15 protein-coding genes, 1 tRNA gene and 1 pseudogene are annotated in these 24,538 nt (G+C 45.1%); 3 read left to right on the top strand and 14 right to left on the bottom strand.

What is annotated here, in order from left to right:
- Positions 1-10: 10 nt before the first annotated feature.
- The 5 genes and pseudogenes from L5L94_RS02545 to L5L94_RS02525 all read right to left on the bottom strand — a co-directional run bounded on the left by L5L94_RS02545 (position 11) and on the right by L5L94_RS02525 (position 7,610).
- Positions 11-3,175 carry a type I restriction endonuclease subunit R gene (locus L5L94_RS02545; RefSeq protein ID WP_263160989.1) on the bottom strand — a complete coding sequence of 1,055 codons (3,165 nt, stop codon included), beginning with the start codon at positions 3,173-3,175 and terminating at the stop codon, positions 11-13.
- Positions 3,172-3,621 carry a HepT-like ribonuclease domain-containing protein gene (locus tag L5L94_RS02540; protein ID WP_263160987.1) on the bottom strand — a complete coding sequence of 150 codons (450 nt, stop codon included), beginning with the start codon at positions 3,619-3,621 and terminating at the stop codon, positions 3,172-3,174. The genes L5L94_RS02545 and L5L94_RS02540 overlap by 4 nt, the downstream gene beginning before the upstream one ends.
- Positions 3,622-3,650: 29 nt before the next feature.
- On the bottom strand, positions 3,651-4,199 hold the full coding sequence (locus L5L94_RS02535; protein WP_263160985.1) for a hypothetical protein: 549 nt from the start codon (positions 4,197-4,199) through the stop codon (positions 3,651-3,653).
- Positions 4,192-5,574, bottom strand: coding sequence for a restriction endonuclease subunit S (locus L5L94_RS02530; protein ID WP_263160983.1), 1,383 nt, complete (start codon positions 5,572-5,574; stop codon positions 4,192-4,194). Before L5L94_RS02530 ends, L5L94_RS02535 begins: the two co-directional genes overlap by 8 nt.
- Before the next feature lie 40 nt (positions 5,575-5,614).
- Positions 5,615-7,610: pseudogene (locus tag L5L94_RS02525) on the bottom strand (N-6 DNA methylase).
- A gap of 588 nt (positions 7,611-8,198) precedes the next feature.
- Here L5L94_RS02525 and L5L94_RS02520 point away from each other — a divergent pair.
- Both L5L94_RS02520 and L5L94_RS02515 read left to right on the top strand, forming a co-directional pair.
- Entirely contained in the window at positions 8,199-8,522 is a 324-nt protein-coding gene (locus L5L94_RS02520; RefSeq protein WP_263160981.1) for a helix-turn-helix domain-containing protein, read from the top strand.
- Between the two features lie 142 nt (positions 8,523-8,664).
- Positions 8,665-11,385: a phage/plasmid primase, P4 family gene (locus tag L5L94_RS02515; RefSeq protein ID WP_263160979.1), complete on the top strand. Its 2,721-nt coding sequence runs from the start codon at positions 8,665-8,667 to the stop codon at positions 11,383-11,385.
- A gap of 119 nt (positions 11,386-11,504) precedes the next feature.
- Here L5L94_RS02515 and L5L94_RS02510 read toward each other — a convergent pair whose 3' ends face one another.
- The 6 genes from L5L94_RS02510 to L5L94_RS02485 all read right to left on the bottom strand — a co-directional run bounded on the left by L5L94_RS02510 (position 11,505) and on the right by L5L94_RS02485 (position 17,321).
- Positions 11,505-11,894, bottom strand: a complete 390-nt coding sequence (locus L5L94_RS02510) for a type II toxin-antitoxin system death-on-curing family toxin (RefSeq protein WP_263160978.1) — start codon at positions 11,892-11,894, stop codon at positions 11,505-11,507.
- Positions 11,894-12,064 (bottom strand): acetyltransferase, encoded by a 171-nt coding sequence (locus L5L94_RS02505; RefSeq protein WP_259482689.1) that lies wholly within the window; start codon positions 12,062-12,064, stop codon positions 11,894-11,896. Before L5L94_RS02505 ends, L5L94_RS02510 begins: the two co-directional genes overlap by 1 nt.
- 125 nt (positions 12,065-12,189) lie before the next feature.
- Entirely contained in the window at positions 12,190-13,983 is a 1,794-nt protein-coding gene (locus L5L94_RS02500) for a DUF6538 domain-containing protein (protein ID WP_263160974.1), read from the bottom strand.
- A gap of 131 nt (positions 13,984-14,114) precedes the next feature.
- A tRNA-Ser gene (locus tag L5L94_RS02495) sits at positions 14,115-14,202 on the bottom strand.
- Positions 14,203-14,415: 213 nt separating this feature from the next.
- Positions 14,416-16,410: a methyl-accepting chemotaxis protein gene (locus tag L5L94_RS02490; RefSeq protein ID WP_263160972.1), complete on the bottom strand. Its 1,995-nt coding sequence runs from the start codon at positions 16,408-16,410 to the stop codon at positions 14,416-14,418.
- A gap of 278 nt (positions 16,411-16,688) precedes the next feature.
- Entirely contained in the window at positions 16,689-17,321 is a 633-nt protein-coding gene (locus L5L94_RS02485) for a YchE family NAAT transporter (protein ID WP_006081420.1), read from the bottom strand.
- A gap of 318 nt (positions 17,322-17,639) precedes the next feature.
- Between L5L94_RS02485 and adhE the strand changes: the two genes are divergently transcribed.
- The gene (gene adhE / locus L5L94_RS02480; protein WP_263138359.1) at positions 17,640-20,243 is read left to right on the top strand and encodes a bifunctional acetaldehyde-CoA/alcohol dehydrogenase; all 2,604 of its coding nucleotides are present in this window, start codon (positions 17,640-17,642) and stop codon (positions 20,241-20,243) included.
- 246 nt (positions 20,244-20,489) lie between these two features.
- Here adhE and L5L94_RS02475 read toward each other — a convergent pair whose 3' ends face one another.
- The 3 genes from L5L94_RS02475 to L5L94_RS02465 all read right to left on the bottom strand — a co-directional run bounded on the left by L5L94_RS02475 (position 20,490) and on the right by L5L94_RS02465 (position 24,346).
- Complete coding sequence (locus L5L94_RS02475; protein WP_263160971.1) at positions 20,490-21,425, bottom strand: M14 family metallocarboxypeptidase; 936 nt, start codon at positions 21,423-21,425, stop codon at positions 20,490-20,492.
- Positions 21,426-21,586: 161 nt separating this feature from the next.
- The gene (locus L5L94_RS02470) at positions 21,587-22,045 is read right to left on the bottom strand and encodes a GNAT family N-acetyltransferase (protein WP_263160969.1); all 459 of its coding nucleotides are present in this window, start codon (positions 22,043-22,045) and stop codon (positions 21,587-21,589) included.
- A gap of 249 nt (positions 22,046-22,294) precedes the next feature.
- Entirely contained in the window at positions 22,295-24,346 is a 2,052-nt protein-coding gene (locus tag L5L94_RS02465; protein ID WP_113939551.1) for an alpha/beta hydrolase family protein, read from the bottom strand.
- Positions 24,347-24,538 lie beyond the last annotated feature (192 nt).

Below are 24,538 nucleotides of genomic sequence, written 5' to 3'. Positions count from 1 at the left end.
GGAACAATCACTAACTTCTCAATTCTCGCCCTAGTCCTTTAAGCAAGATATCCAGCAGAATATTTTGGATAGCTTTGGCCGCTTCGGGGCGAGCAAGATAATCCATCGACATCCCATGCTGAATGTCCATTCGTTCAATAACAGCTTGATCGGCCGCTTTAGGGAAGTCCCCCTGCATAATGGATTTACGGTCATTGTTGTGGATCTGGTCCATCACGACCTTATCTTCAGCAATTTTACTCGCCATGCCATGGAGCCAATCTAACTTGTCCCCATCGGTAATACCTTCGCCAAATAGATCATTCATCTTGGCAAGGATTTCAGAGAGAAAGTCCTTTTTGTCTTTCTTAGGCGTCGCACTACCTAACCCTGTAATCCCATCAAGTCCTTCACCTCTGCCTTCCCTAAGCTCTAAGTCTTGAGTCCGTTTCTCCTTCAACTGGTAATGGCTAAGAACCAATCCATCAAGGTCAATCTCATCATCTTCCAACGCCTCTTCTCGCAGCAATGGCAGTAGATGTTTAGCAAAGGTACTGAGCTGCTCTAAGTCGATAGCATCAAACTGGGTTATCTGCGAGGCAAACTCGTAGAAGCGGATATAGCTGTTAAGGTCCTTCTTGAACATCACCAACTGATTTCTAGCCTCTTCCGCTTCGGCAACACGTTTCTCAGCATTCGCTTTATCAACGTCTGTTCCTGCCTGCTTTATCTGCTTGAGTTGCTGCTTAGCGATTCTTAAGGCATCGGTGGCCAGCATATAGCGTTTACGGAAACGGTCTCTCGCCGGAGCAAGATAATGCAGCATATAATCGGTGCCCCGTTTAGGGTCGAAGTAACAGCCTGCAAAGGCTTCGACTTCACTCCAAAGAAATATGCTTTCATTCACCAGTTTGTGCTTCAGGTCATACACTAAGTTAGGATCTGACGCAGTCTCAAGCTCTGCCGTTTCGTAATACTTTTGGAACTCTTCCAATACTTCCTGCGGCTCATTCACAAAGTCGAGTACGAAGGTACGGTCCTTGCCCGGATAAGTCCGGTTAAGCCGCGAGAGTGTCTGAATACAATCCACACCAGTTAACTTTTTGTCCACGTACATAGCACAGAGTTTTGGCTGGTCGAAACCCGTTTGAAATTTATTCGCCACCAGCATCAGTTGGTAGCCATCGGTATCGAATGCTTTACGCATATCTTGACCATTAAGATCTGGATTCATGCTCCGTTCGGTATGTCCAAGAGCAGTGTCAGGGTCAATCACTTCACCCGAAAAGGCCACCATCGCCTTTATCTTGTGATAGCCTTGTTCCTTAACGTATTTATCAAATGCGAGCTTATACTTAACGGCTTCAAGGCGACTGCTAGTTACCACCATCGCTTTGGCTTGATGATTGAGTAAATGAGCCACATTTGCCTTAAAGTGCTCAACTATCACTTGCACCTTTTGACCTATGTTATGTGGGTGCAGCCGCATCCAACGGTTAAGGGTTTTCTTGGCTTTTTTGCTATCGACTTCCTGCTCGGCATTACCGCCTGCCATCGCCATCCGATAAGCCAAACTGTAACTGGTGTAGTTACGCAGCACATCGAGGATATAGTTCTCCTCAATTGCCTGTCGCATACTGTACACATCAAAAGGCTTGGGTTTGTTGTCGTCGCTTAGCGGCATCATTGGGTTTTCTGGCCGCCCAAATAACTCTAACGTCTTACCCTTTGGGGTTGCCGTAAAGGCAAAGTAGCTGATGTTTTTGCTGCCACCACGGGCGGCTAGCGTCATGTTCATTACATCTTCAGCACTGAGTTCTTCATTATCCTCAAGCTGCTCGGCCATCAACACTTCACGCAGTTGTCTTGCCGTGCTGCCGCTTTGGCTCGAATGGGCCTCATCGGCAATTACCGCAAAGGTACAATCCTTTAAGCTGGTGGCTTCTTGAATCGCCTTTAGCACATAAGGGAAGGTCTGAATCGTCACCACAATAATCGGTGTACCACTTGTCAGCGAAGCGGCTAACTGTGCCGATTTACTGCCATCACCTTCATCGCGGTTAATCCGGCTAATCACCCCTTCAGCATGCTCAAATTGCGAGATGGTTTCTTGTAGCTGGCTATCGAGTACTGTTCTGTCAGTAATCACAATCACCGACTTAAAGATTTTATTGCCACCATGGTCATATAACGAGGCGAGCTGGTGGGTTAGCCAAGCAATCGAGTTAGACTTACCCGAACCTGCCGAATGCTGAATAAGGTACTTTTGGCCAGTCCCTTCTTGCTCAACCTGTGACAATAGCTTTTGCACTACATGCCACTGGTGATAGCGGGGAAATATCATGGTTTCTTTTTTAGTGACTCGGCCTAGGGCGTCCTCTTCGCGCTTTACTTCAAGGTGAATATAACGCCCTAAAATTCGCAACCAGTTATCCGGTGAAAATATTTCATCCCATAGATATTCGGTGGCAAATCCTTGGCCATTTTCGGGCTGTTCGTTCCCCGCACCACCTGCTTTCGTCCCCTTGTTAAAGGGCAAAAAGTAAGTGTTTTCGCCAGCCAGCTTGGTCGTCATCGCAACTTCAAACTGATTCACTGCAAAATGCACTAATGCCCCACGGCGAAACTTCAGTAGCGGCTCATCCTTGTTACCAGTTTTGACTTGGCGATCTTTACGGTACTGCTGCTTGGCATTCTCAAGGCTTTGCTTAAAGCACGACTTGAGCTCTAAGGTCGCAACGGGTAAGCCATTAACAAATAAGGTGAGATCTAAACGGCCATCATAACCATTAGGGCTGTACACCAGCTCAGGCACCACCCGTAAGCGATTGGCGTGATAACGGCTCAGTAACTCAGGGTTCAGCCCATGATCAGGCATAAAGGTGGCTAAACGAAGTCTGGCACCACGGTCTTCAAGGTGATTACGTAATAGCCATAGCGTACCTTTATCGGCATGGTCTAAATGCCTAACCACCGCATTGAGTAGATGTTTTTCGGTTTCTTGCGGATAAATCTTGGCGTATTTATCCCATGCTTCAGGTTGGCTTTGCTGCACGTAAGCGAGTACGTCTTCAGGGTATAAGGCACGTTCACGGTCGTAATGGGCAGAATCCCCCAATAACCATCCCTGATTTAGCAATGCTTGAATGATATAGTCCTGAAAAGCTTTCTCACGGGCTTTCGCATCCATGCTCATAGGGCTTGTTTCTCCTGTTGTGCTAACCAATTAATACCTTGATGGACAAAGTTAAAGAGAGCTTCGGTCTCGTTTCGAGCAATCATATTGGGGATTATCTTAGGGTCAAGATCCTGTGATTGATGGATTAGGTCGTCCCTAAGCTCAATCAACTTCCCCCAATATTCTAAGCTCGGCATAGGTAAGGCATTACCCCTACTTTTCTTCTCATTTAGGCACTCAAATGCTTGATAGGCATCTTTCGGGCAATCCCCCGTAATCGCCTTAACCCAATGCTTGGCCACACTAATACAACTCACTAGCAGTAGTTGCACCAGTCGCTCAGCCGCTCGATTTTCTATTTCAGATAGTGAACGCTGGCTAATTAATGAGCTAACTTCAACCATCTCAACCTGATAGCTGCTTAATTTTGCTCTAAGCGAAACAAGGTAGCTGTTGTCAGTCATCAATGTTGGTTCCATTCTCCACTTTCTGGTCAAAAGTGGTCTGCCATACTGTCTAATAAATCGTTTCGAATGCATTTTCCATGTGATTGAAAAATCTTAGAGCCTTTGCGGCCTCGGCATGGAATCGTAAACGACGTTATGTACCCAAAGTCAAAATCATTTGTAAGCAAAAAAGCATCTTCGGGGAAATAGTCTTCACCAAGAAGAATGACCAGCAAATAATCAAACCCCTTTTCCAAATGTGTTACCCTTGCAGGGCTTTTACCAATCCTAGAAGTTTTTACTTGATATTTAAAGACTTCCTTTTCGGTTCTGACAGCGATATCCCACGATTTTTCAGTTGCCTTACCATAGAATACTTCAGCATCAGGATTGCAATGACGTAAGCAAACATAGGCAAAATACTCTCCAATTTTACCCACATTCATTGGGCCACTTGGAAGCAGGTTATTAGACTCCGCTTGTAGTTGCTCGAGTTTAACCAAAGCACTCAAATATTGGTCCATCACTTGGTTAACCTCTTGGACAGTAGCCCAATCAACAACATCATGACTTAGCACACTTAAGTCGTTATGCATTGGGTCGTTCCCAATTTCTAAGGTCTATTTTCCCTGTTACGGCGGCTGAGATAAGGGAATATCTTCTTTCATTCATAAAATCAATAACTTGAATAGTTTTACTGGTTAGCAGGTCTATCTTCGACACTGAGTCATAAACGTGTTTAACGATGCTTTCTTGCTCATTTAATTGAGATGGATAGCAAATCAAGGGCGATAATACATCGGAGTTAGATAAATTTGCTTGCTTAGTTCCTGAAGGCATTGAGTAGATTTGACTTAAATAACTGTCTGACAACAGTAGCAACAGCATAAAATCAGGGTTGATTTTTGATTGATTAAGATTGAACTTTGCTACACGTTGGTTTAGTAACGAATCTTCATCTGCATCGTACCTAACCGCAAAACCATAATCACGCTTCCCTAAAGTTCCCGTTAATGACATTAGCAAATCACCCTTGGAAACTTTAAAAACTGCATGACTTTTAGAAAATCCTATTGGTAGGAACGTGGGGTCACGTTCTAATTGCAATCGACTTTGATACAAGTTTCCTATTTTGATCAACTGTATCCCAGAATCGACGAAATCATCGCTGCTAAATGCAAAGCCCCCACTAACACTCGATACATACTTAACGCGACTAACTGTCCAATGCTCTGGCACTTGGCCGAGCCACTCGACGCCGGAGTCTTTCATGGGGGCATCTGGGTTGAGACCTTTAGTGACGGCGTGGGAGAGCACGGCTTGGCGTTTCTCTTTGAGCAGTTCTATCAGCCTCTGCTGCTTTGCTATCAACTGGTCAATTCTGGCGGTTTCGTAGTCGAGGAAGGCGGCTATGATTATCTGTTCTTCAGGTGGTGGCATCGGTAGCATTACATCTTTCAATATACTTTGAGTAATGCTAAATACCTTAACTCCTTTCACAGCCAATCTAATTTGATTTCTGCACTCGGTCGATTCAAATGCATAGGCAAGATATCGGCTCACATTACCGTCATTAGGACGAAGAACTACAGTGTGATAGCCTGCGAATAACAGCCCATTACCAACAAACTGAGTGAAATTACCCGCCCCATCCAAATCTTCTGATGTATCAGCAAATACAAAGTCACCGTTCTGCAATAAAGCGGCCGGAGTTGTCTTTAAGTAATCCTCGCTTACTCGCTTCAAATTGTGAATATCAGGATTAATCTCGAAGCCAAACTTTGAATGAACTTCACCATAGTTGACAACAGGAACGCCGCTATCCTCAAGATTAGCTTTAGTAATGTTTAAGCCTCGGCCAAATGAAAACAGATAATTAACTTTCTTAATACCCCACGAAAAGGGAAGCTTATTCAAAAAGCCGACACCAGAGTCTTTGTACTCAGGATAAGCCACATACTTGTCGCTCATACTCGCCCCCAAGGTGTCGGTTGACTGATAATCAAAAAGATCACGAATGCACCTCCGCCAATAGCTGCATAATATCCTTAGCTACGGCATCCAGATCGGCATCAATTGCTTCTAATGAGCGTGGAGGCTGGTACTGATAGAAATGGCGGTTAAAGGGGATCTCATAGCCCACCAGCCCGACCTTACCGTCGAGCGGGTCAGTTTTGCTGGTATCAATCCACGCATCGGGCACATGGGGCAATACTTCCCGTTTGAAGTAAGCCTCAATATCCTCATTGAGCGGTACGTTTTCGTTATCCCTTAGCTCTGTGGCAGGCTCTGGCTCACCCTTGGTCTGACATATTTCAGCGGTATCATCCTGCTCGCCTAGATTGCTGAAAATCAGCTTTAGCACGGTAGCAGGTAGCAGGTAGCTTGCTGGTGGACACAGAAGCAAATGCCTTGCTAAATGCCTTTTTGAAAATGTCGCGGGACAGGTATTGGTCCTGTGGCATAGCAGTTAAAGCAGACAAAATACCTTGCTGTAGATCATCATTCAATTTTGCCCACGCATTTTGCTGCTGAAGACTATTGAGCCGCTCTGCATCATGGGGATAAAGGGCTAACTTTAATGGCCGCTCAACAGTGATACGGCGATAGCCAAAGTCAGTGGTGTTGAAAATCTTGGCGATGGGGCTTTGCTCATAACGGCTATAGAGATCGACAATAGTGCTAATTGCATCATCGTCGAGGAACTTACGTTTGCTACCAAGGGATTTACGCATACTGAAGTGCATATCGCTGGCGTTGATAAGCAATACCTTGCCTTTACGTTCCGCTGGCTTATGGTTTGACAGCACCCAAATATAGGTCGCAATGCCAGTGTTATAGAACATATCGGTCGGTAGTGCGATAAGGGCATCGAGTAGGTCTCGCTCCAGAATATAACGGCGGATCTCACTCTCGCCGCTGCCCGCTCCTCCGGTAAATAACGGTGAGCCATTGAGGATAATACCAATGCGGCTGCCTTCGGATTTATCGCTTACGGGCTTCATTTTGCTGATAAGGTGCATCAGGAACAGCAAGGAACCGTCAGACACGCGAGGCAAGCCAGCACCAAAGCGACCATTAAAGCCTTTGAGCTTACGCTCATCGTTAATGCGTTTTTCGACTTTCTTCCAGTCCACGCCAAAGGGTGGGTTTGACAGACAGTAATCGAAACGGTCAAATTCGAGTTGGTCATCCGACAGGGTATTACCGAGCTTAATGTTGCTGATGTCCTGCCCTTTGATCAGCATATCGGCTTTACAGATGGCGTATGACTCAGGGTTTAACTCTTGGCCATAGGTGGCTAAACGGGCGTTCTCATTGATTTCTTTGAGATATTCCATCCCCGATGATAAGAAGCCACCCGTCCCCGCTGTGGGGTCGTAGATTGAACGCACAACACCGGGCTTAGTCAGGGCCACATCGTCACCGCTAAATACTAAGGAAGTGGTCAAACGCACGATATCTCTAGGGGTGAAGTGTTCCCCTGCTGTCTCGTTAGAACTCTCGGCAAAGCGGCGGATAAGCTCTTCAAACACTAAGCCCATATGGTAGTTGTCTACAGAGTCGGGTGACAGGTCAACCTCGCGGAACTTTTTCACTACTTGGTAGAGAATGTTGGCATCGTCAAGGCCGTAGATAGTGTTGACGAAATTGAAGTGTTCGAAGATTTCCCTTGCATCCTTTGAGAAGGCTCGCACATAGGCGTCAAGGTTATCACCCGTATTGTTCTCACCGAGACGATTGAGGTTAAGCGGTGATGCGTTATAGAAGTTGTGCCCCGCCGCATTCAGCAGCAGTTTCTCACGGGCATTCTCGGGTAATGCTTTTGTGGCCTCAGCTTGAGCAAGTACATTGTCTTTGGTGGCTTCTAATACGCATTCGAGGCGACGTAACACAGTAAACGGCAGGATAATACGACCATATTGAGACTGTTTGAAATCGCCGCGAAGAAGGTCGGCAACTGACCAGATGAAACTGGCAAGAGAACTGATACTGATATGTTCCATGATGACCCTGTTGGCTGCTTTGTTTATTCTGTGAGCAGCTCTATAAAAACAATAACAAAAAGTGCCGAGAGTCTACCAATCATCCCTTTGAGTGAACAGTTGTTATTTCACAGTTTGCGGCTAATTATCCGCTCGACGACTGCTATTTTCTCCCTGCCGATTTTGCTGCTGATTTCTGCCAACTCAATCTCCATCAAATGCAAGTAATATTGCCCTATTTGACAGTTTTACTATTTTTACTTGCTGATTTTTAATTGATTTTCTAAAAATAGCTATAGAAAAAGTTAATAGAAATACTTTAGTCAGTCTGCTGATTTATTGGCAGTTGATGGAGGTTAGTGAATCAGACGGGGAAAGCTAACTATTGACCTATCCAGTGAATGCTTGCATTGCTTACAAACACCACTTCAATATTAAAATTCACTACACAATAATCATTAACAAAAATTAATGTTGGTCTTTATACGCAATAATTCGTCACTATCTTGGATTTGTCCATTTTCGGGGAAATCATGGTATTGAACTCTCACATAAAAGCATTAAATTATAGATAAGGGTGTGACATACATGGCACCACGGGAGTTCCAAATGTTTAATGAAGACGTTACCACAGAAGACTCTATAGCAGTTGCCAGCTGCCATAACGCTGCTTATCGCCTGCCCTTTGAGTTGTTCAATGACCAGCTTGGACAGACAATTTATGAGATCAGCAGAATGTCGATTATTGATGGCTGGTTATTAGGTGGAGAAGTCAGTCTTGCGAGAGCCTTAGTCAAACGCTGTGGCTACTCAATTAGAACAGCAAGAAGGCATATTAAACGCTTGGAACAATCCGGGTTGCTGATTAGCACCCCACAACTAACCCTCGCTGGATTGCATGGGAACAACCTCTATAAGCGGTTATTTAACTAAGCATAGAGGAAATGCCCCGACTGGGTGATAAACGGAAAGAATACCCAGTCGGGGAAGAGCTTCAGTAAAGCTCGATGGCCAATTACAGACTAACTTCTTCATTATTATTTTAGTCTACGGTCACAGTTTAGGAGATGTCCAAATGACATCACAGACTCGTTTTACCACGGAAAATCAACCAGTAACATCTAAGTACATCAACTTTGCAGAAGTAAAAGGCAACTTTTCTTTACCAGAGGTAGTATCAGCCGCTCTAAACACTAGTTATAAATCATGTGGGACTGATATCTATCAGCTTGAGCCTGATGAGTGCCCTAACTGTGGGCATAAAGGATGTTTTAAGATAATTTGCCAAGATGCCGAAGATGAGCATTATCATTGCTTCTCATGTGAAGTTCATGGCGATATTTTTAATTTCCTCGTTGATTTTGAATTTGCAGAGAATCTCTTAGATGCAGCAAAAAAGCTCATTCAAAACGAGATTGAAGCATTAACAGTTATACAGGCTCCAAGACCCAAGAAAACAGAGGTGGAAGCAGAAAGAATTGAGCTTACCACTGAGCAATTTTCTCGTCGTCAAGCGCTGTATATCGCCGCTTGGGAGTATTACTTTGAGCCGATGATGGACGATAAGAGCCTCCCTCTTAAATCAATCATGACTCAGCGAAAGCTAAGCCAAAACGTACTGATTGACTATGAAATTGGTTACTCACACGGGGCTCTTTGGCGTTATCTTATTGATCGTGGCTTCTCTCTTGAGGAGATATACGCTTCAGGACTCGTCAAAGAGAGTCCACAATCCCCATATGATATTTTCCCTAAAGGGGTCTATATCTTCCCGCATTATGATGAATCGGGAACTATTTGTCGTTTTACCCTCAAAGATCCTGCAAAAAAAGTGATATGTCAGCTTCCTAAACTGTTCTGGCTGAACAATATCCAGTTCTATGGGCAACATACTATGAACCGCCAAGGCACTGTAGCGATTGTCGAAGGTGAATTTGACCTACTGGCTCTTGTCGATCATGGATGGCGAGGCCCTGTACTGGCGTCAAATGGACAAATTAGCCAAGCACAGCTAATGTGGATTAAGGAAAAATTACAAGATCGAGATGTGGTTACCTTCTTCGATAGTGATACCGCGGGTGATAAGTATCGAGATAAGCTTGCTCAGCTTGATTTACCGTCACTTGTCCATGTCACCTTACCAGAAGGTCAAGGCAAGGACATTGACGACTATTTAAGGCGTGAAGATGCTTTATCACTCGAGGAACTGGTTAATCAATACGGTGCAAGCCAGCAGTCTGTTGAAGTGATCTGTGAACCTGCTGTAAAGCATGACAACACTTCGACAAACCCTGTGTCTGTGTCTGATGAACCTATCCCCGAGATCTGGGCTAACTTCAACGAAGACTCACTGAATGATGTGGGTAATGCTGACCGATTAAAAGCGATCACCAACGACAGCATGATGTACGTACCAGAACTTAACAGCATAGTTAACTTTAATGGCAAACATTGGGCTCCATCAAGCGGAAAGGAGCTTGAATATACCCGATGTGTTGGAGAACGTCTTATCAATCAAGCTGGTAGTATGTTAGAAGAAGCAATACAAACCAAAAATAAGACTAAGTTAGCTGAAGCAGAGCAATTACAAAAATTTGGCCGAATGACGCTTAATCGTAAAAAAATGATGGATATGCTAGAAATCTTCAAGTCAGGCAATCAGATATCTACGAACTGCTTCGATGCTAATCCTATGCTGCTTGGAGTAAACAATGGCGTATTAGACTTAGCTAACGGAAAACTATTACCTGCACAGAAAGAAATGTACATCAGCCGCTGTGGGGATGTTCATTTCGATAGCTCAGCTGGTTGCCCTCGTTGGTTACAGTTCATTGATGAAATCACCTGTGGCGACAAAGAATACGCTAAGTTTTTACAACGCATAGTTGGTTACATGCTAACCGGACGAACAGACGAACAAGTACTGTTCTTCCTCCACGGTCATGGTTGTAATGGTAAGAGCACCTTTATGAACGTGATACAGCGATTAATGGGAAGTTACTATCATCAGATCGATAGTAGTGTTTTGCTGCAAACCAATAACGGTAATACAGGCCCTAACCCATCCTTAGTTAAGCTGGCTGGTAGTCGTGTTGTTGTGGCTAATGAATTACCTGAAGGCTCTAGGATGAATGAAAACCTAGTGAAATCTATGACCGGTGATGATGTGATTGTCACTCGTCAACTCTATGCCAAGGTAGAATTAGAATACCGTCCGAAGTTTAAACTCATCATGATAGGTAACCACAAGCCCGTGATTCGTGATACGAGCCTCGGCATGTGGCGAAGAATGATCATGCTTCCATTCAATGCGAGTTTCAGTCAGGAACAGATGGACCCACGATTAATGGATAAGCTATATGCTGAACTCTCAGGTATCCTCAATTGGGCTCTAGAAGGCGTTCAGATGTGGCTAAAGGATGGTATTAAAGCCTCGATTCCCAATTCGATAAAGTCAGAAATCGCAGAGTATCGCCATGAGTCAGACTTACTCGCTATATTCCTTGAGGAATGTACCTGTAAGGGGGATTTTACCTATACAGATACGCTATATGATGCCTTTAGAAAGTGGGCTGAGCGTGATGGTGACTGGAAGATGACCCGTAATATCATGACCAAACGGCTGGTGGAGAAAGGCTTTGAGAAAGGCCGACACAACAGTAAAGCCATGATTAAGGGAATTATCTTAAAGCCAATATTTGATGACATAATCGAACTCGATCCTGAGCCACGGCAAGCTTCAAAACCGTTGTGGAGCTCATCTAGCGGTATTTCGCCGGATCAGTATACTGTCTAACGGTTAATCTATAACCAATTGAAGAGAGGCCCTAGAGCCTCTCTTTTACCATCATTTCATTAGGACTCAATATTTATCGGCAGATAAATCGCACAGACAGAATGACCTCATCAAACGACTTACAAGCCATTAAGGTACTGAGCGTAAAGGATGTCTGCAAAGTCTGTCTCAGTAATCTCTTGAAGCACTAAGTCACGCACAGCATTTGCTAGCAGCTCGTTATCCTCTGTGATTTCATAGTCGTTGAGAGACAAGTATTCGAGTGCGACTGCTAAGCCTGTTCGCTTATTTGCATCAGGACAAGCATGAGATACCGCAATGCAAGCAGTATATTTGGCAGCAATCTCGAACACATCATCTAAGCCTTGGTAGACAATAGCATTGTCGATACGGCTTAACGCTCCCTGAAGTTTAGGAATATCAACCACACCTTTCATGCCGGGTTCTGTCGATAGAATTAACTCATTAATTTCGACAACTCGTTCAAAAGGAAAACAGATGATATCCATTACATATCAGCCAGCTTTTGGAAAGTTTTAGGATGGGTTCTTAATGCTAGTTTTGTTTCAGACTTCACGATTTGACGCCCAATATCACCAGATAAATCAAGTTGCTTGGTCGCTTTAATCTTCGGTCTTGTAACCGCTTGAACACCGTAAACTTCTAATTTTCGATTCATAATCTCATACCTTCATGAGCTTCGACTTGCCAACAGTATAGCTTGATACTGCAAGGAAAAATATAGTAACGAACGAAGGCTAGTATACACTAGCACTAAGCCCCAGCGATTAAGCTACTGCCTTGTTATGATTCAGAACACCACTTAGGAATCTCTATCACTGGCATCTTATCTATCGCATGATGGAGTTCTGAGTAGATGCCATAGTTTCGCCCCGTATACCCCGCATTAGAGTGCCCTGTTATCGCATTTTGAATATCCTCACGCATCACCTTCCTTGCCTCTGTAATGAAGCGATGGCGGAACGCATGTAGCGGTTTGAGTGTGTCAAAATGTTCGATATTGAGCGTCATAAACGCCTCTTTGAGGTGCCTTGCAACCGCCAAATGATACTTAGCCTTATTGTTTGCTTTGAGCACAGGAAACAAGCGGCCATCAACGGGCAAAGACTGAAGGTAATCGAGCAATCCCAACTCGATGAGAGATCGACATACTGGCACTTTCCTTGATTCACCCGTCTTAACGGATTGGTCATCCCTCACCTCTTGGATATGGAAAAACCATAGCTGTGGGTCGTCCTTATCCTGCTTAATGTCTTTCACATAGAGTTGAGCAATCTCTTCAGCCCTTGCTCCTGTATAGGCTAGGATAACAGGTAACCAGTAGGGTGCCTCACCATACCTTGCTTTCTGAGCATCTGTTCGAGCCTGAAAAAGTGGTAAGGAAAAAATCTGTGATAGCTCAATGTTTGAATAGCCCGGATCTCTCACGGTCCTGACTGTTTCTTTACCCGGAGATACTTGATGACACGGGTTTTTCGGCAAGATATCCAATTTCACCGCTTGCTGGAAATAGCCTGAGATAAGCTTAAGTTCCTTATCAGCGGTATTGATGCTAACCCGAGCCAACCCTTGCTTATTTGCTATCTCAATTTGCTTCTTAAAGGAGAGATCTCTGACATCATGTGTTGGCTTACTGGGACATTGAATGATCCAATTGAAGAAGTTACGCATATCAATCTTTTGGATTTGACCTATTGGCTTAGTGCCGAAAAACTCGATGAGTCTGTTGCATGGTCGATTGCGGTCTGCTTGCCATGACTTAAAGGCCGTCTCACCTAAGATGAGACTTTTTTGAGTATTAACCCATTCAACCAAATGAGAAACGGTAGATGATGTTGAGACATCCCCTCGGGTAGCCATAACATCAGGAACGACTTCTAACCCTGATTCAGCTAGTGCAGCACGACTATTATCAGCAAAATCCTGCACATTCCCTGAGTCACTTCGTGGCATGAACAGTGGCTCGAAGCCTCTTTTTCGCTCCCGTCGTGTATATACTTCTAGGTCAAATGCAGAATTACACAGCCTAATAATAGCTTCAGCTAATTTGACAGAGAGATACAGCCTAGCGGCATGGGAAAAGAGTTGGCACTGAGACAGATTGAGAGCTTCATCAACGAAATCGTTCATGTGACTCATGAAGCGTTGTTCTGCGGATTGCTGGTGGATAGTACCTTCAGCGTCATTTAACGCCTCTAACGGCTCGCTAAACCACTCTGCCATCGCCTCAAGGCCATCGGATGTCTCTAGGGTATATCGAGCGAGGACATCTGGCTGGCTTAATCGTTGACGTTCATTAACGAACCAATGACTCACGATAGCATCTAATTGGGCAGGGTTAACTTGCTGCTCTCGTTCTTGATTATCGTAACGCAACTGGGCATTAGCCGTGATAGCTTCAAACTCTGCAACAATGACTGATGCCCGAGATTTTGCTTCTGCTGCATCCTTAGTTTCAAGACTTCTTTTAAGCTCTGTTTTACCGTCTAAGAAAGGCCGTAAATGTGCAGGAATACCCTTGCGGATTTTCCACATTCCAGACTTCGGATCTCTGCGAGGTTGGATCATAAATGCCATCGTTTTGTACCACCCTTTTGTACCACCTTAAGGTGCCAAAGGTTGGTTAGCCATTGGATTAAGCAACTATAATTCAATAAGTTTTTGATAGAAATGAAAAAACCCGACCATGTGATCGGGTTCTTAGAATTTGGCGGTGAGAGAGGGAGTCGAACCCTCGATACGTTACCGTATACACACTTTCCAGGCGTGCTCCTTCGGCCACTCGGACACCTCACCATATATCGATTTATGTTAGCGTGGTTAATCTTTCACGTTCAAGAATCACTAACGATTTCATATAGCCCTGCCGAGAGGCTTTCATCGTTAACGGAGCGGTACTGTACGCAAAAGCCTAAAGGGGGTCAAGTAAAAAAGACTCAGTTTCAGGCGGTTGCGCAATTGCTAAACAAACCGCCGTGATTTATTGAATCTTTTCACCGTTTTATACCGTTAATTGACGGTAAATTTGTGTACTTCTTTTGACATTGAATTCGCGTCAAACGTTAGGGCTTTGGTCAGCTCCCTAAGCTCATCGGAGATCCTTTGAGTATTAAGGTAAATCTCACTGATCTTCAGTGCATTACGATTTACGTCTTCGGATACCGCCGATTGCTCATGAGTTGCTGTAGCAATTTGCTCGTTCATGCGGTCAATAATGTCTACTTGCTCCACAATACGTTTCAATTCGATACCTGCCTGTTCAGCTTCATGGACACTGCTATTAGCCTGAGCTAATCCTCTGTCCATGGCTTTTACTGCAATGCTCGCTCCCGCCTTCAATCTATCTGTCATATTTTTAATGTCAGAGGTCGAGGTTTGTGAGCGCTGCGCTAAACTTCGGACTTCGTCTGCAACTACAGCAAAACCGCGACCCATTTCCCCTGCGCGAGCAGCTTCAATGGCGGCATTAAGCGCGAGTAAATTAGTTTGCTCAGCAATACTGCTGATCACTTCAAGCACTACCACTATGCCGTGAATTTCACGGTCTAAATCGTTAATGGCTTTAGAAGCTCCACTAATATCGTCGGCTAACGCTTTGATCGCTTTGCTGGTTCGGCCGACTTCGAGGTTGCCTTCTTTAGCCTCTATATTGGCGGCGGAAGACGCTTCGGATGCCTGCACTGCATTACTGGCAATCTCGGCCACTGTTGCACTCATTTCTGTCATAGCGGAAGCCACTTGTTCTGCCTCACTGTGGCCCGCCATCACATCTTGCTCCATGGCATGGGTACAGAGATCCATTTGCTCCACGGCTTGTTGTAATTTAGCGCCACTGGAACGTACATGTAGGATCACCTTTTCAAAATCACTCATCATATCGTTAAAGGCGATGGCGAGTTCACCGAATTCATCGGAGCTAGACTGAGTCAGACGCACACTTAAGTCGTAATGTTTACGGGCTTGCGTGATGGTCGAATATAAGTGATGCACACTGTCATGCAAATAACGGATAACAGATAGACTCAATATCAAGACTATCGCCAATACTGAGATTAAGGTCGCGAGCACTAAGAACATTTTCTCATTCGCTAATGTTAATCTTTCATGGGTGGTATTAAGTAAATCTGCCGAGACTTGCTGTTCAAACTCACGTAATAGCTCAATCCGCGCGGTCGATTTACTGAACCACTCTTCGGGACTTTGTTGCAGGATTTTTTGATTATCTTGCTCGAATGCGATTTGACGTAACAGCTCAACGTCATGCATTGCAGCTGAACTCTGTAAACGGTTAAACGAGGATAATAAATCAGAATTTGCTAGCGCAAAAAAACGCTCTTGATAGGTATTTTGCTCCGAAACTAAAGTGATAAATTTGGCATAAACCTTAGGCTTAAATCCAGCTTGGCCAAAGGTTGAGCTGAGTACCGCCCTTTCAATCCCCGCCCTTTCCTTTAATTGCAAAAAAGCACTAAAAGCCGTCGCTTTAATGGCGATTTCTTGATTAGCACCCGTTTTTGCGGTTTCATCGACTATTGTCAGTAATAACTTATTTAACTCAGTGTAATAGGCAACTTCATCGGCGACACTGATACTTAAATTATCCACCTGCAAGCGGATGGCATTTAAACGCCCGAGTTGAGCGTTTAGCTCTCTAAGTTTTGGGGCAAATATCTCCGGCAGATGATTCTCAGTGATAAAACGCTGATAGAGGCCGAGCTGCGTATCCGTTAATTGTCTTTGACCAGGTATTTTACCCGCAAACGCTTTTCCTGCTGAGCCAATAAATCCAGCACTCATGCCGCGCTCTTTTTGTAACTCATGCACTAAATTACTGTTGGTGACGGCTAGCTCGCTTAATTGCACTACTAAGGTTAAATCTTTTCTATATTCATATTTTTCAATGAGGTAAAGCGTGCCACATAAAAAACAGGCTAATAGCGGAGGCAAGACAACCATTAATAATTTTTGTTTTAGACTGAGATTACCAATCCATTGCCATTTCATAGAAATATCCTTTTAAACTTAGTTTTAGATCCAAATACCGAACACTAGGTATAGCATAATATCAACCGTAGGACGACTAAGGTTTATTGAAATTGCACAAGCTAATATCCTGATAAACGAGGATTTCCCCCATATTCCATCAATAGCTTAGATTTTGCTAATCGCAGAGCAAACTTGAGAAACGTCAAACAAGGATCAGATAGAAATAAAAAACGCATTGAAAATTCCAATGCGTTTTTCTAGAGAAAGGAACACTTAATCTGTGACTGAAAATGACTCTAACTGAAAAGCTGTGGGAATAATCCCTTCACACCAGCCGCAATGACTTCGATACCAATAGATAACATCAAGAGTCCCATGAGACGGGTAATCACGTTAATACCCGTTTTGCCGAGGATCTTATAAATGATAGATGCCATTCTAAACAGGCCAAAACTCACTAAACCAAACACTATCACAGTAATGAACATCGCAATAATGTTCGACAATGAATTATGCTCAGCGGCAAAGACAATCACCGAACTGATAGCGCCAGGTCCCGCCATCAGTGGCAAAGCCAAAGGCACAACCGCCACAGATTCCATCGCCGAGGATTCGCGGTCTTCCTCTTGGTTACGCTTCACTTCACCTAACTTACCTTGCAACATTGACATCGCAATAATGGCAATCAGGCTGCCACCAGCAATTCTAAAGGCAGATAACGAAATGCTGAACATATTCAGAATGTGCTGCCCCGCCACAATCGTGACTAAGAGGATCACCACAACCGCAAAGTTCGCTACTTTACCCGTGTGATTCCGCTCAGCCTCCGTTTGATGGCTGGTTAAGCTCACAAACACAGGCAACAAGCCAACCGGATTAATGATGGCAACGAGGCCAAGAAAAAATTTAACGTAAAGAGTTAACTCCAAGGGACTATCCTTATGTGCGTGTCACGCCGTCTTCATCAAAATAAGCTTGAGGGCAAGTATAGTATCTCAAGCGCTATTGACTGAAAAATGAGATTTTTGAGGTTAAATCACAACTTCGAATAATATTTAGTTATCGAAGCCGATGCATTTTCAGCGCAATTTTAAACAAACAAGTTACCCTAAGTGTAGTTTTATTACATAAAAGCACGATATTGTCGTTGATATCACACTTTCAACGCGGCTTTAGGTGTAATTTTCTACCATAAAGAGGATTTAGTGAATGCCTTGATTCACTAAATCTTTTTAGGAGTATTAATCATGACAGTGACCAATGCACAAGAACTGGATCTCATGGTCGAGCGAGTGGCCAAAGCACAAGCCGAGTATGCAACATTCAGCCAAGCGCAAGTCGATAAAATTTTCCGTGCAGCGGCCCTTGCCGCTGCCGATGCGCGTATCTCGCTGGCCAAAATGGCCGCTGCAGAAACCCGCATGGGTGTAGTTGAAGACAAAGTAATTAAAAACCACTTTGCCTCCGAATACATTTATAACAAATATAAAGATGAAAAAACCTGCGGAATTTTATCTGAAGATGTCACCTTCGGTACTATTACCATTGCTGAACCCGTAGGCATTATCTGTGGCATAGTCCCCACCACGAACCCCACATCGACCGCGATATTTAAGGCCTTAATCAGCCTTAAAACCCGTAACGCAATTATCTTCTCGCCCCATCCTAGGGCCAAAGTTTCAACCACAACCGCAGCAAAATTAGTGCTTGATGCTGCCATAGCCGCGGGCGCGCCCAAAGACATTATTGGTTGGATTGATGAACCCAGCGTTGCACTATCGAATCAATTAATGACTCACCCTAAGGTGAATTTAATCCTCGCAACGGGTGGCCCTGGTATGGTGAAAGCCGCCTACTCTTCCGGTAAACCTGCTATTGGCGTAGGTGCAGGTAACACGCCTATTGTTATCGATGAAACCGCCGACATCAAACGCGCGGTCAGTTCGATTCTCATGTCGAAAACCTTCGATAACGGCGTCGTTTGTGCGTCAGAACAAGCGGTAATTGTGGTCGACAGTATTTATGAGCAGGTTAAAGAGCGTTTCGCAACCCACGGTGGCTATATGCTGTCGAAGGATGAAGCCGCGGCGATGCAGCAGGTCATTTTAAAAAATGGTGGCTTAAATGCCGATATCGTTGGCCAAAGCGCCGCCAGTATCGCGCAAATGGCGGGCTTTGAAGTGCCGCACTGGACCAAAGTGTTGATCGGTGAAGTCACCGACATTTGCGACAGCGAAGCCTTCGCCCATGAAAAATTATCACCACTGCTTGGTATGTACCGCGCCATCGACTTTAACGATGCCATGGATAAAGCTGAAGCTTTAGTCGCACTCGGCGGCATTGGCCACACATCAGGGCTTTATACCGACCAAGATACCCAAACCGAACGTGTACATGCCTTTGGTTTTAGAATGAAAACGGCGCGTATCTTGATCAACACCCCAGCTTCACAGGGCGGTATTGGCGATCTGTACAACTTCAAACTGGCACCTTCGCTCACTTTAGGCTGTGGTTCTTGGGGCGGCAACTCGATTTCAGAAAACGTTGGCCCGAGTCATCTAATCAATAAAAAAACCGTCGCTAAGAGGGCCGAAAACATGTTGTGGCATAAGCTTCCTGCATCTATCTATTTCCGCCGCGGTAGTTTGCCCATCGCGCTCGAAGAACTGAGCGATAAAAAACGCGCCTTAATCATCACAGACAGATTTTTGTTCAATCACGGTTATTGCGATGAAACCATGCGGATTTTAAAAGCCCAAGGCCTTGAAACCGAAATTTTTTACGATGTTGAAGCCGACCCCACATTAGCCATAGTCCGTCAAGGCGCTAAGGTCGCTCAAAGCTTTAAACCCGATGTGATAATTGCGCTCGGCGGCGGCTCACCAATGGATGCGGCTAAGATTATTTGGGTAATGTACGAGCATCCAGATGTGGATTTTGCCGATCTAGCATTGCGCTTTATGGACATTCGTAAACGTATCTACAAATTCCCCAAAATGGGCACCAAAGCCATGATGGTGGCAATTCCGACAACTTCAGGCACTGGCTCAGAAGTCACACCTTTTGCGGTAGTGACAGACGAAATTACCGGTAAAAAATACCCGATTGCCGACTATCAACTCACGCCCAATATGGCGATTGTTGACCCAAATCTAGTGATGGACATGCCTAAATCTCTGACCGCATTTGGTGGTATAGATGCGGTGACCCATGCATTAGAAGCCTATGTCAGCGTGATGGCGAATGAATACAGCGATGGCCAAGCGCTGCAAGCACTCGATTTACTGTGCAAATATTTACCCGATGCCTACAACTTGGGCTCACAGTCACCTGTCGCCCGTGAAAAAGTCCATAATGGCGCCACTATTGCGGGTATCGCCTTTGCTAACGCTTTCCTTGGGATTTGCCACTCAATGGCGCACAAACTGGGCGCCGAGTTCCATCTCGCCCACGGCCTAGCCAATGCGCTGCTGATCAATAACGTAATACGCTTTAACGCAACGGATCTGCCCACTAAGCAAGCGGCCTTTAGCCAATACGACAGGCCAAAAGCCCTGTGCCGTTATGCTGCCATCGCAGATCACTTGAAACTAGGCGGAAAAACGGATGAAGAAAAAGTCGAAAAATTGCTTGAGAAAATCACACACCTCAAGAAGACGATTGGCATTCCTGCTTCTATCCAAGAAGCCGGCGTCAACGAAGCCGACTTCCTCGCCAAGTTAGATGAATTAGCCGAAGATGCGTTCGATGATCAATGTACCGGTGCCAACCCACGTTACCCATTGATTAACGAGCTGAAACAACTGTTCCTCGATAGCTATTATGGCCGTGACTATAGCGACAACAACTAGGTTATCGCCTGCCAATGCTAGGCTCGTGCTTAATAAAAGCCGCGCGACATAAATGAAAGAAGCCCTCGAATGAGGGCTTTTTATTGCGTGATGTTCCGTGGCTTACCTAGTTAATGAGTGACTGAATCGATGCGTTAACAACACGAACGTAAAATCACTTCACTAGCCGCTAGCTCAACTGGGCATCACTCAACTTACGATCACTAAGCTAATCACCACTTAGCTGAGCATCACAACAAACTACAACTAACGCTGCGCCAGCACATAATCGATGGCACTAGTGATTGCCGCAACCTGCGCCAAATTACACTCAGCTGGCGTGGCCGTTGGGCTATCTGGGTACACTTCTGTCGTTGTGTTATAGATACAGCCAGTGACACTGCTGCAAAGCCCTAATGACTTAAGCGGATAGTTAATCACCCCGTGCTGCACCACAGTCGAGCCAATGATCTCGCCTTTCTCGTCGGCAGGAGCAATGTGCGTCACTTTGCTCACGCCATCAATAATGGCTTTTTGGAAAGCATCCATTGAATGTTCGGTATCACCCACAGCATAAAAACCATCAGGGATAGTGCCTTTTTCATACTCAATGCCATCGCGGGCTGACAGCGCTGGACGAAACTCTAACTCATCTGAATCAGTGGTTTCATGTAAATCCACATGCAGATCAAAACCTTGCTCTACGGATGCAACTAGAGCCATCAAGGCCGCCGATTCCTCTGCGGGGCTGTTGGCATAGAATGAACGGTTTGGATCGATAGCCTTTGGATTCCAGCGATTAATGGTCTCGTAACCCCAAGGACTCACACATACGGCAACCACTAAATTCACCCGTTGCACGTAATTCGCCGCTTCATTCGTTAAAAAGGCCAATGCGCCATGCACACCGCTGGTCTCATAACCGTGCACACCACCAGTCACGAGCACGGTTGGCTTTTGTGGATCAAACTGCTGGCTTTTTACCGCAAATAATGGGTAACGATCGGCATTAATCGATAAGGCGCCATATTGCACAACGGTAAGCCCAAGTGCCAAGAGTGCAGCTTCCATCGCCTTGAGTGGCGTCACGACATCGTCCTGATACGAACGCTTTATTTTGGCGCTTGCAAGCCATGCAGCTTTTTCAGCCTCGCCCCATTTTTCGCCTACGGTGCCGATGGGATAAAATGTTAAATTTGCCATAATTCCTCTATTTTTAGTTCTATTCGGTAAAGTTCTTTTTATTCAAGTTCTTTGCACTCTAGTGCTTTCGTTCAAGCTCTTTTCGCTCAAGCTTTTTCGTTGAATTACTATTCAGTCGAATGATAGTGCTCGTGTTCGGATGATAAATGAGTACAGTCAACCTAAAGCAATAGCTGCATGGGAATATCACGGATCCCGCCGCGTTCTCGCTCGGGTCCAAGGGGCACAAAGCCAAAGCCTAAGTACACAGCCTGCGCATTCAGCGCCGAGTTCACGGTAAATATGCCCGAATTGCCTTGGGCTAAACACTGAGCTTTGGCATGTTCCCACAACATTCGCGCCACGCCTTGCCCCTGCGCATGGGAGGCGACAAAGAGATGGTATAAGTGACTATTCGCCTTCATCCCCACCACGCCTGCGAGTTGGCCTGAGTCCGTTATGGCGACATGGTACTGATAACCCATAGCAAAGTAGCTACCAATCGCCTCTATCGACATGGCATTGACTAAGATTGCAGCGCCCTCAGCAGTGCAAGTTGGGGCGATAAATTCTTGGGTTAATTGAGTGAGTAATACGCTTATTTCAGGGATGTCAGTTAAGGTTGCGGCTCGAATTTTCATCTTAACTCCTTGATTAAAAACATTTCATGACACAATAAAAAGCCAGAACAAAGTCTGGCTTTTTAAGATACTGAATCAAAAGGCACTTAATCAAAATACACTTGGTCAGAAGACGCTTAGTTTAAATACAGACTAAAAATACTTTGATTGTCAGTTGAGCATTAAATGACTCGCCGATGATAATCCTATCAGGGCGAGCCTTGCTTCTATGGGCTTTCGTCGGTGCAAACCCCATAGACGTATAGGCCGTTATTGCTTAGTCCAGCGGTCCATCCAACCGAAGACATTAGCATACCATTGCTCTAAGTTTTCAGGTTTTAAGATCCAATGGTTTTCATCAGGGAAAATCAATAACTCTGATGGGATCCCTTTGCGCTGCATAAAACTGAATGCCGCTAAACCTTGACCATAAGGGACGCGGAAGTCCTTCTCACCGTGGATCACCAGCATGGGTGTTTTCCAGTTTTCAACATAATTCACGGGGTTAAACTTCTCATATAACGCTTTGTTATCTGAATAAGTGCCGCCAAACTCATGCTCTGCAAACCACACTTCTTCGGTCACGTAATACATAGAACGCATATCGAACAGACCCGCGTGGTTAACTAAGCACTTGAAACCGTCGTTCCAGTTACCTTGGATCCAGTTCATCATGTAGCCGCCGTAAGAACCACCGAGCGCACAGGTGTTTTGCGGATCGAGCCATTTTTGTTGCTGGCTCACCGCCGCTAGGCCTTTTTGCAGATCTTCTAATGGCTTACCACCCCAATCTTGGCTGATTGAATCCGTAAAGGCTTGGCCGTAACCAGTAGAGCCGTGGAAATCCACCATAACGACGCCATAACCCGCACCCGCCCATAATTGGGCATTCCAACGACCACTGAAGGCATTACCAAATGAACCTTGCGGCCCACCGTGAACGAGATAGGCAATTGGGTATTTTTTCCCTTCTTGGAAGTTAGCTGGTTTGATCCAGTAACCGTAAACGTCCTCGTTATTCCAACCTTTAAAGCTGAACTGTTCAAACTTACCAAACTTGATCTCGGCCAATTTGTCTTTATTCACTTCGGTCAGACGTTTAAGCCCTTCACCTTCAGTCGTAATGCTATAGAGATCGCCCGGTTCAACTAAGGTTTTGCTATCGAAAATCAGTTGTTCGTTAGTGACCGCAATTAAACTGTTCGTGCCATCACTGTAGACAGAACGCACATCGCCAAATTGGGTATTCACTTGGAAAATTGAGACTTGACCTAAATCTTGTGCCGTCACATACAAGGTACGATTGTCAGGAGCAAACATCAGTGAGCTTGGGCTGCGATCCCATAATGGCGCCACTTCTTTGGTTTGGCCTGTGCTAGTATCGCGCAGCATAATGCCGTAGCGATCTGCTTCAAAACCCGGTTTTTTCATTGCTAAATAGGCCATGTAACGACCATCGCTCGAAAATGTTGGCTGCGCATCCCATGCAAGATTGTCTTTGGTTAAGTTGGTTGCGGTGCCGCCTGTCACTGGCACTTGCCACAAATCATAGTTAGTGGTCCAAGCTTGATCTTTGCTAGGGGCTTTCGCGCTATAAACCACAAACTTACCGTCTGGGGTGAAGGTCACTTCTTCCATACCCGAGAAAGGTTTTGGCGGCGTTTCAGTGTCTAACCCTTGAGTCACATCCACCACTTTAGTGAGTTTCTCACCGTTTACCGCACCCACAAATAAATGGTTACGGGCGTGGTCTTCCCACGTATCCCAATGGCGAACCATTAACTGCTTGTATTCACGGCCAGTCGATTTACGCTCAGCTTCGGCGGTAAATTTATCCTTTGAGCAAGCTAAGTCCTTACACTCGGGGAATACACGCATGCTGAGTACAACTTGTTTACCGTCGTTTGATAATTTGTAGCCATCAATATCCAAAGGTAGATCAGAAACTTGTACCGCTTCACCGCCCGTTAATGGCAGTTGAAATAACTGGCTTGAACCACTGCGACTGGCAAGGAAATAAATCGACTTATCGTCATTGGCGAAGCTCACATCGTGCTCTGTGCCCGTGGCAGAGGTCAATTGCAGTGGTTTCGCCTTCGTGTCTATCAAATCTAATAGATACAGATCCGAGCTGGCCTCTCCCTTATCGTTTACCGTTTTAAGACCATAAACTAATTTAGTGCCATCGTGGGACACAGTCGCAGAGTGCATCTTATTGAGTTTAATGAGTTGTTGCACAGTAAAAGGCGTAGGATCGGCCGCTTGGGCTGATAACGCCAGTCCCGCAGCGCCGAGCGCCAATAGGAGAGGAGCTATTTTCATTGTTATGTCCGTCTTTGGTTAAACTGGTTCGATAGTTGCGCCAATCATTGCAAGGGTTCTATTGAAATTGCAATAGTTCTACTGAGTTGCAACCGCACGAATGTTAAAAACGATCTGAGATCGTATCTTTTGAAGATAAGCTTGCCACACTATCGAAACAAAAACGCTCAGGCAAGCCAAATGGCGAACCTG

The organism is Shewanella sp. SM21, from assembly GCF_025654335.1.
In the GTDB taxonomy this organism is placed as follows: domain Bacteria; phylum Pseudomonadota; class Gammaproteobacteria; order Enterobacterales; family Shewanellaceae; genus Shewanella; species Shewanella oncorhynchi.
The sequence above is the reverse complement of the archived record's forward strand: the minus strand, read 5'-3'. Positions and strand labels throughout refer to the sequence as shown.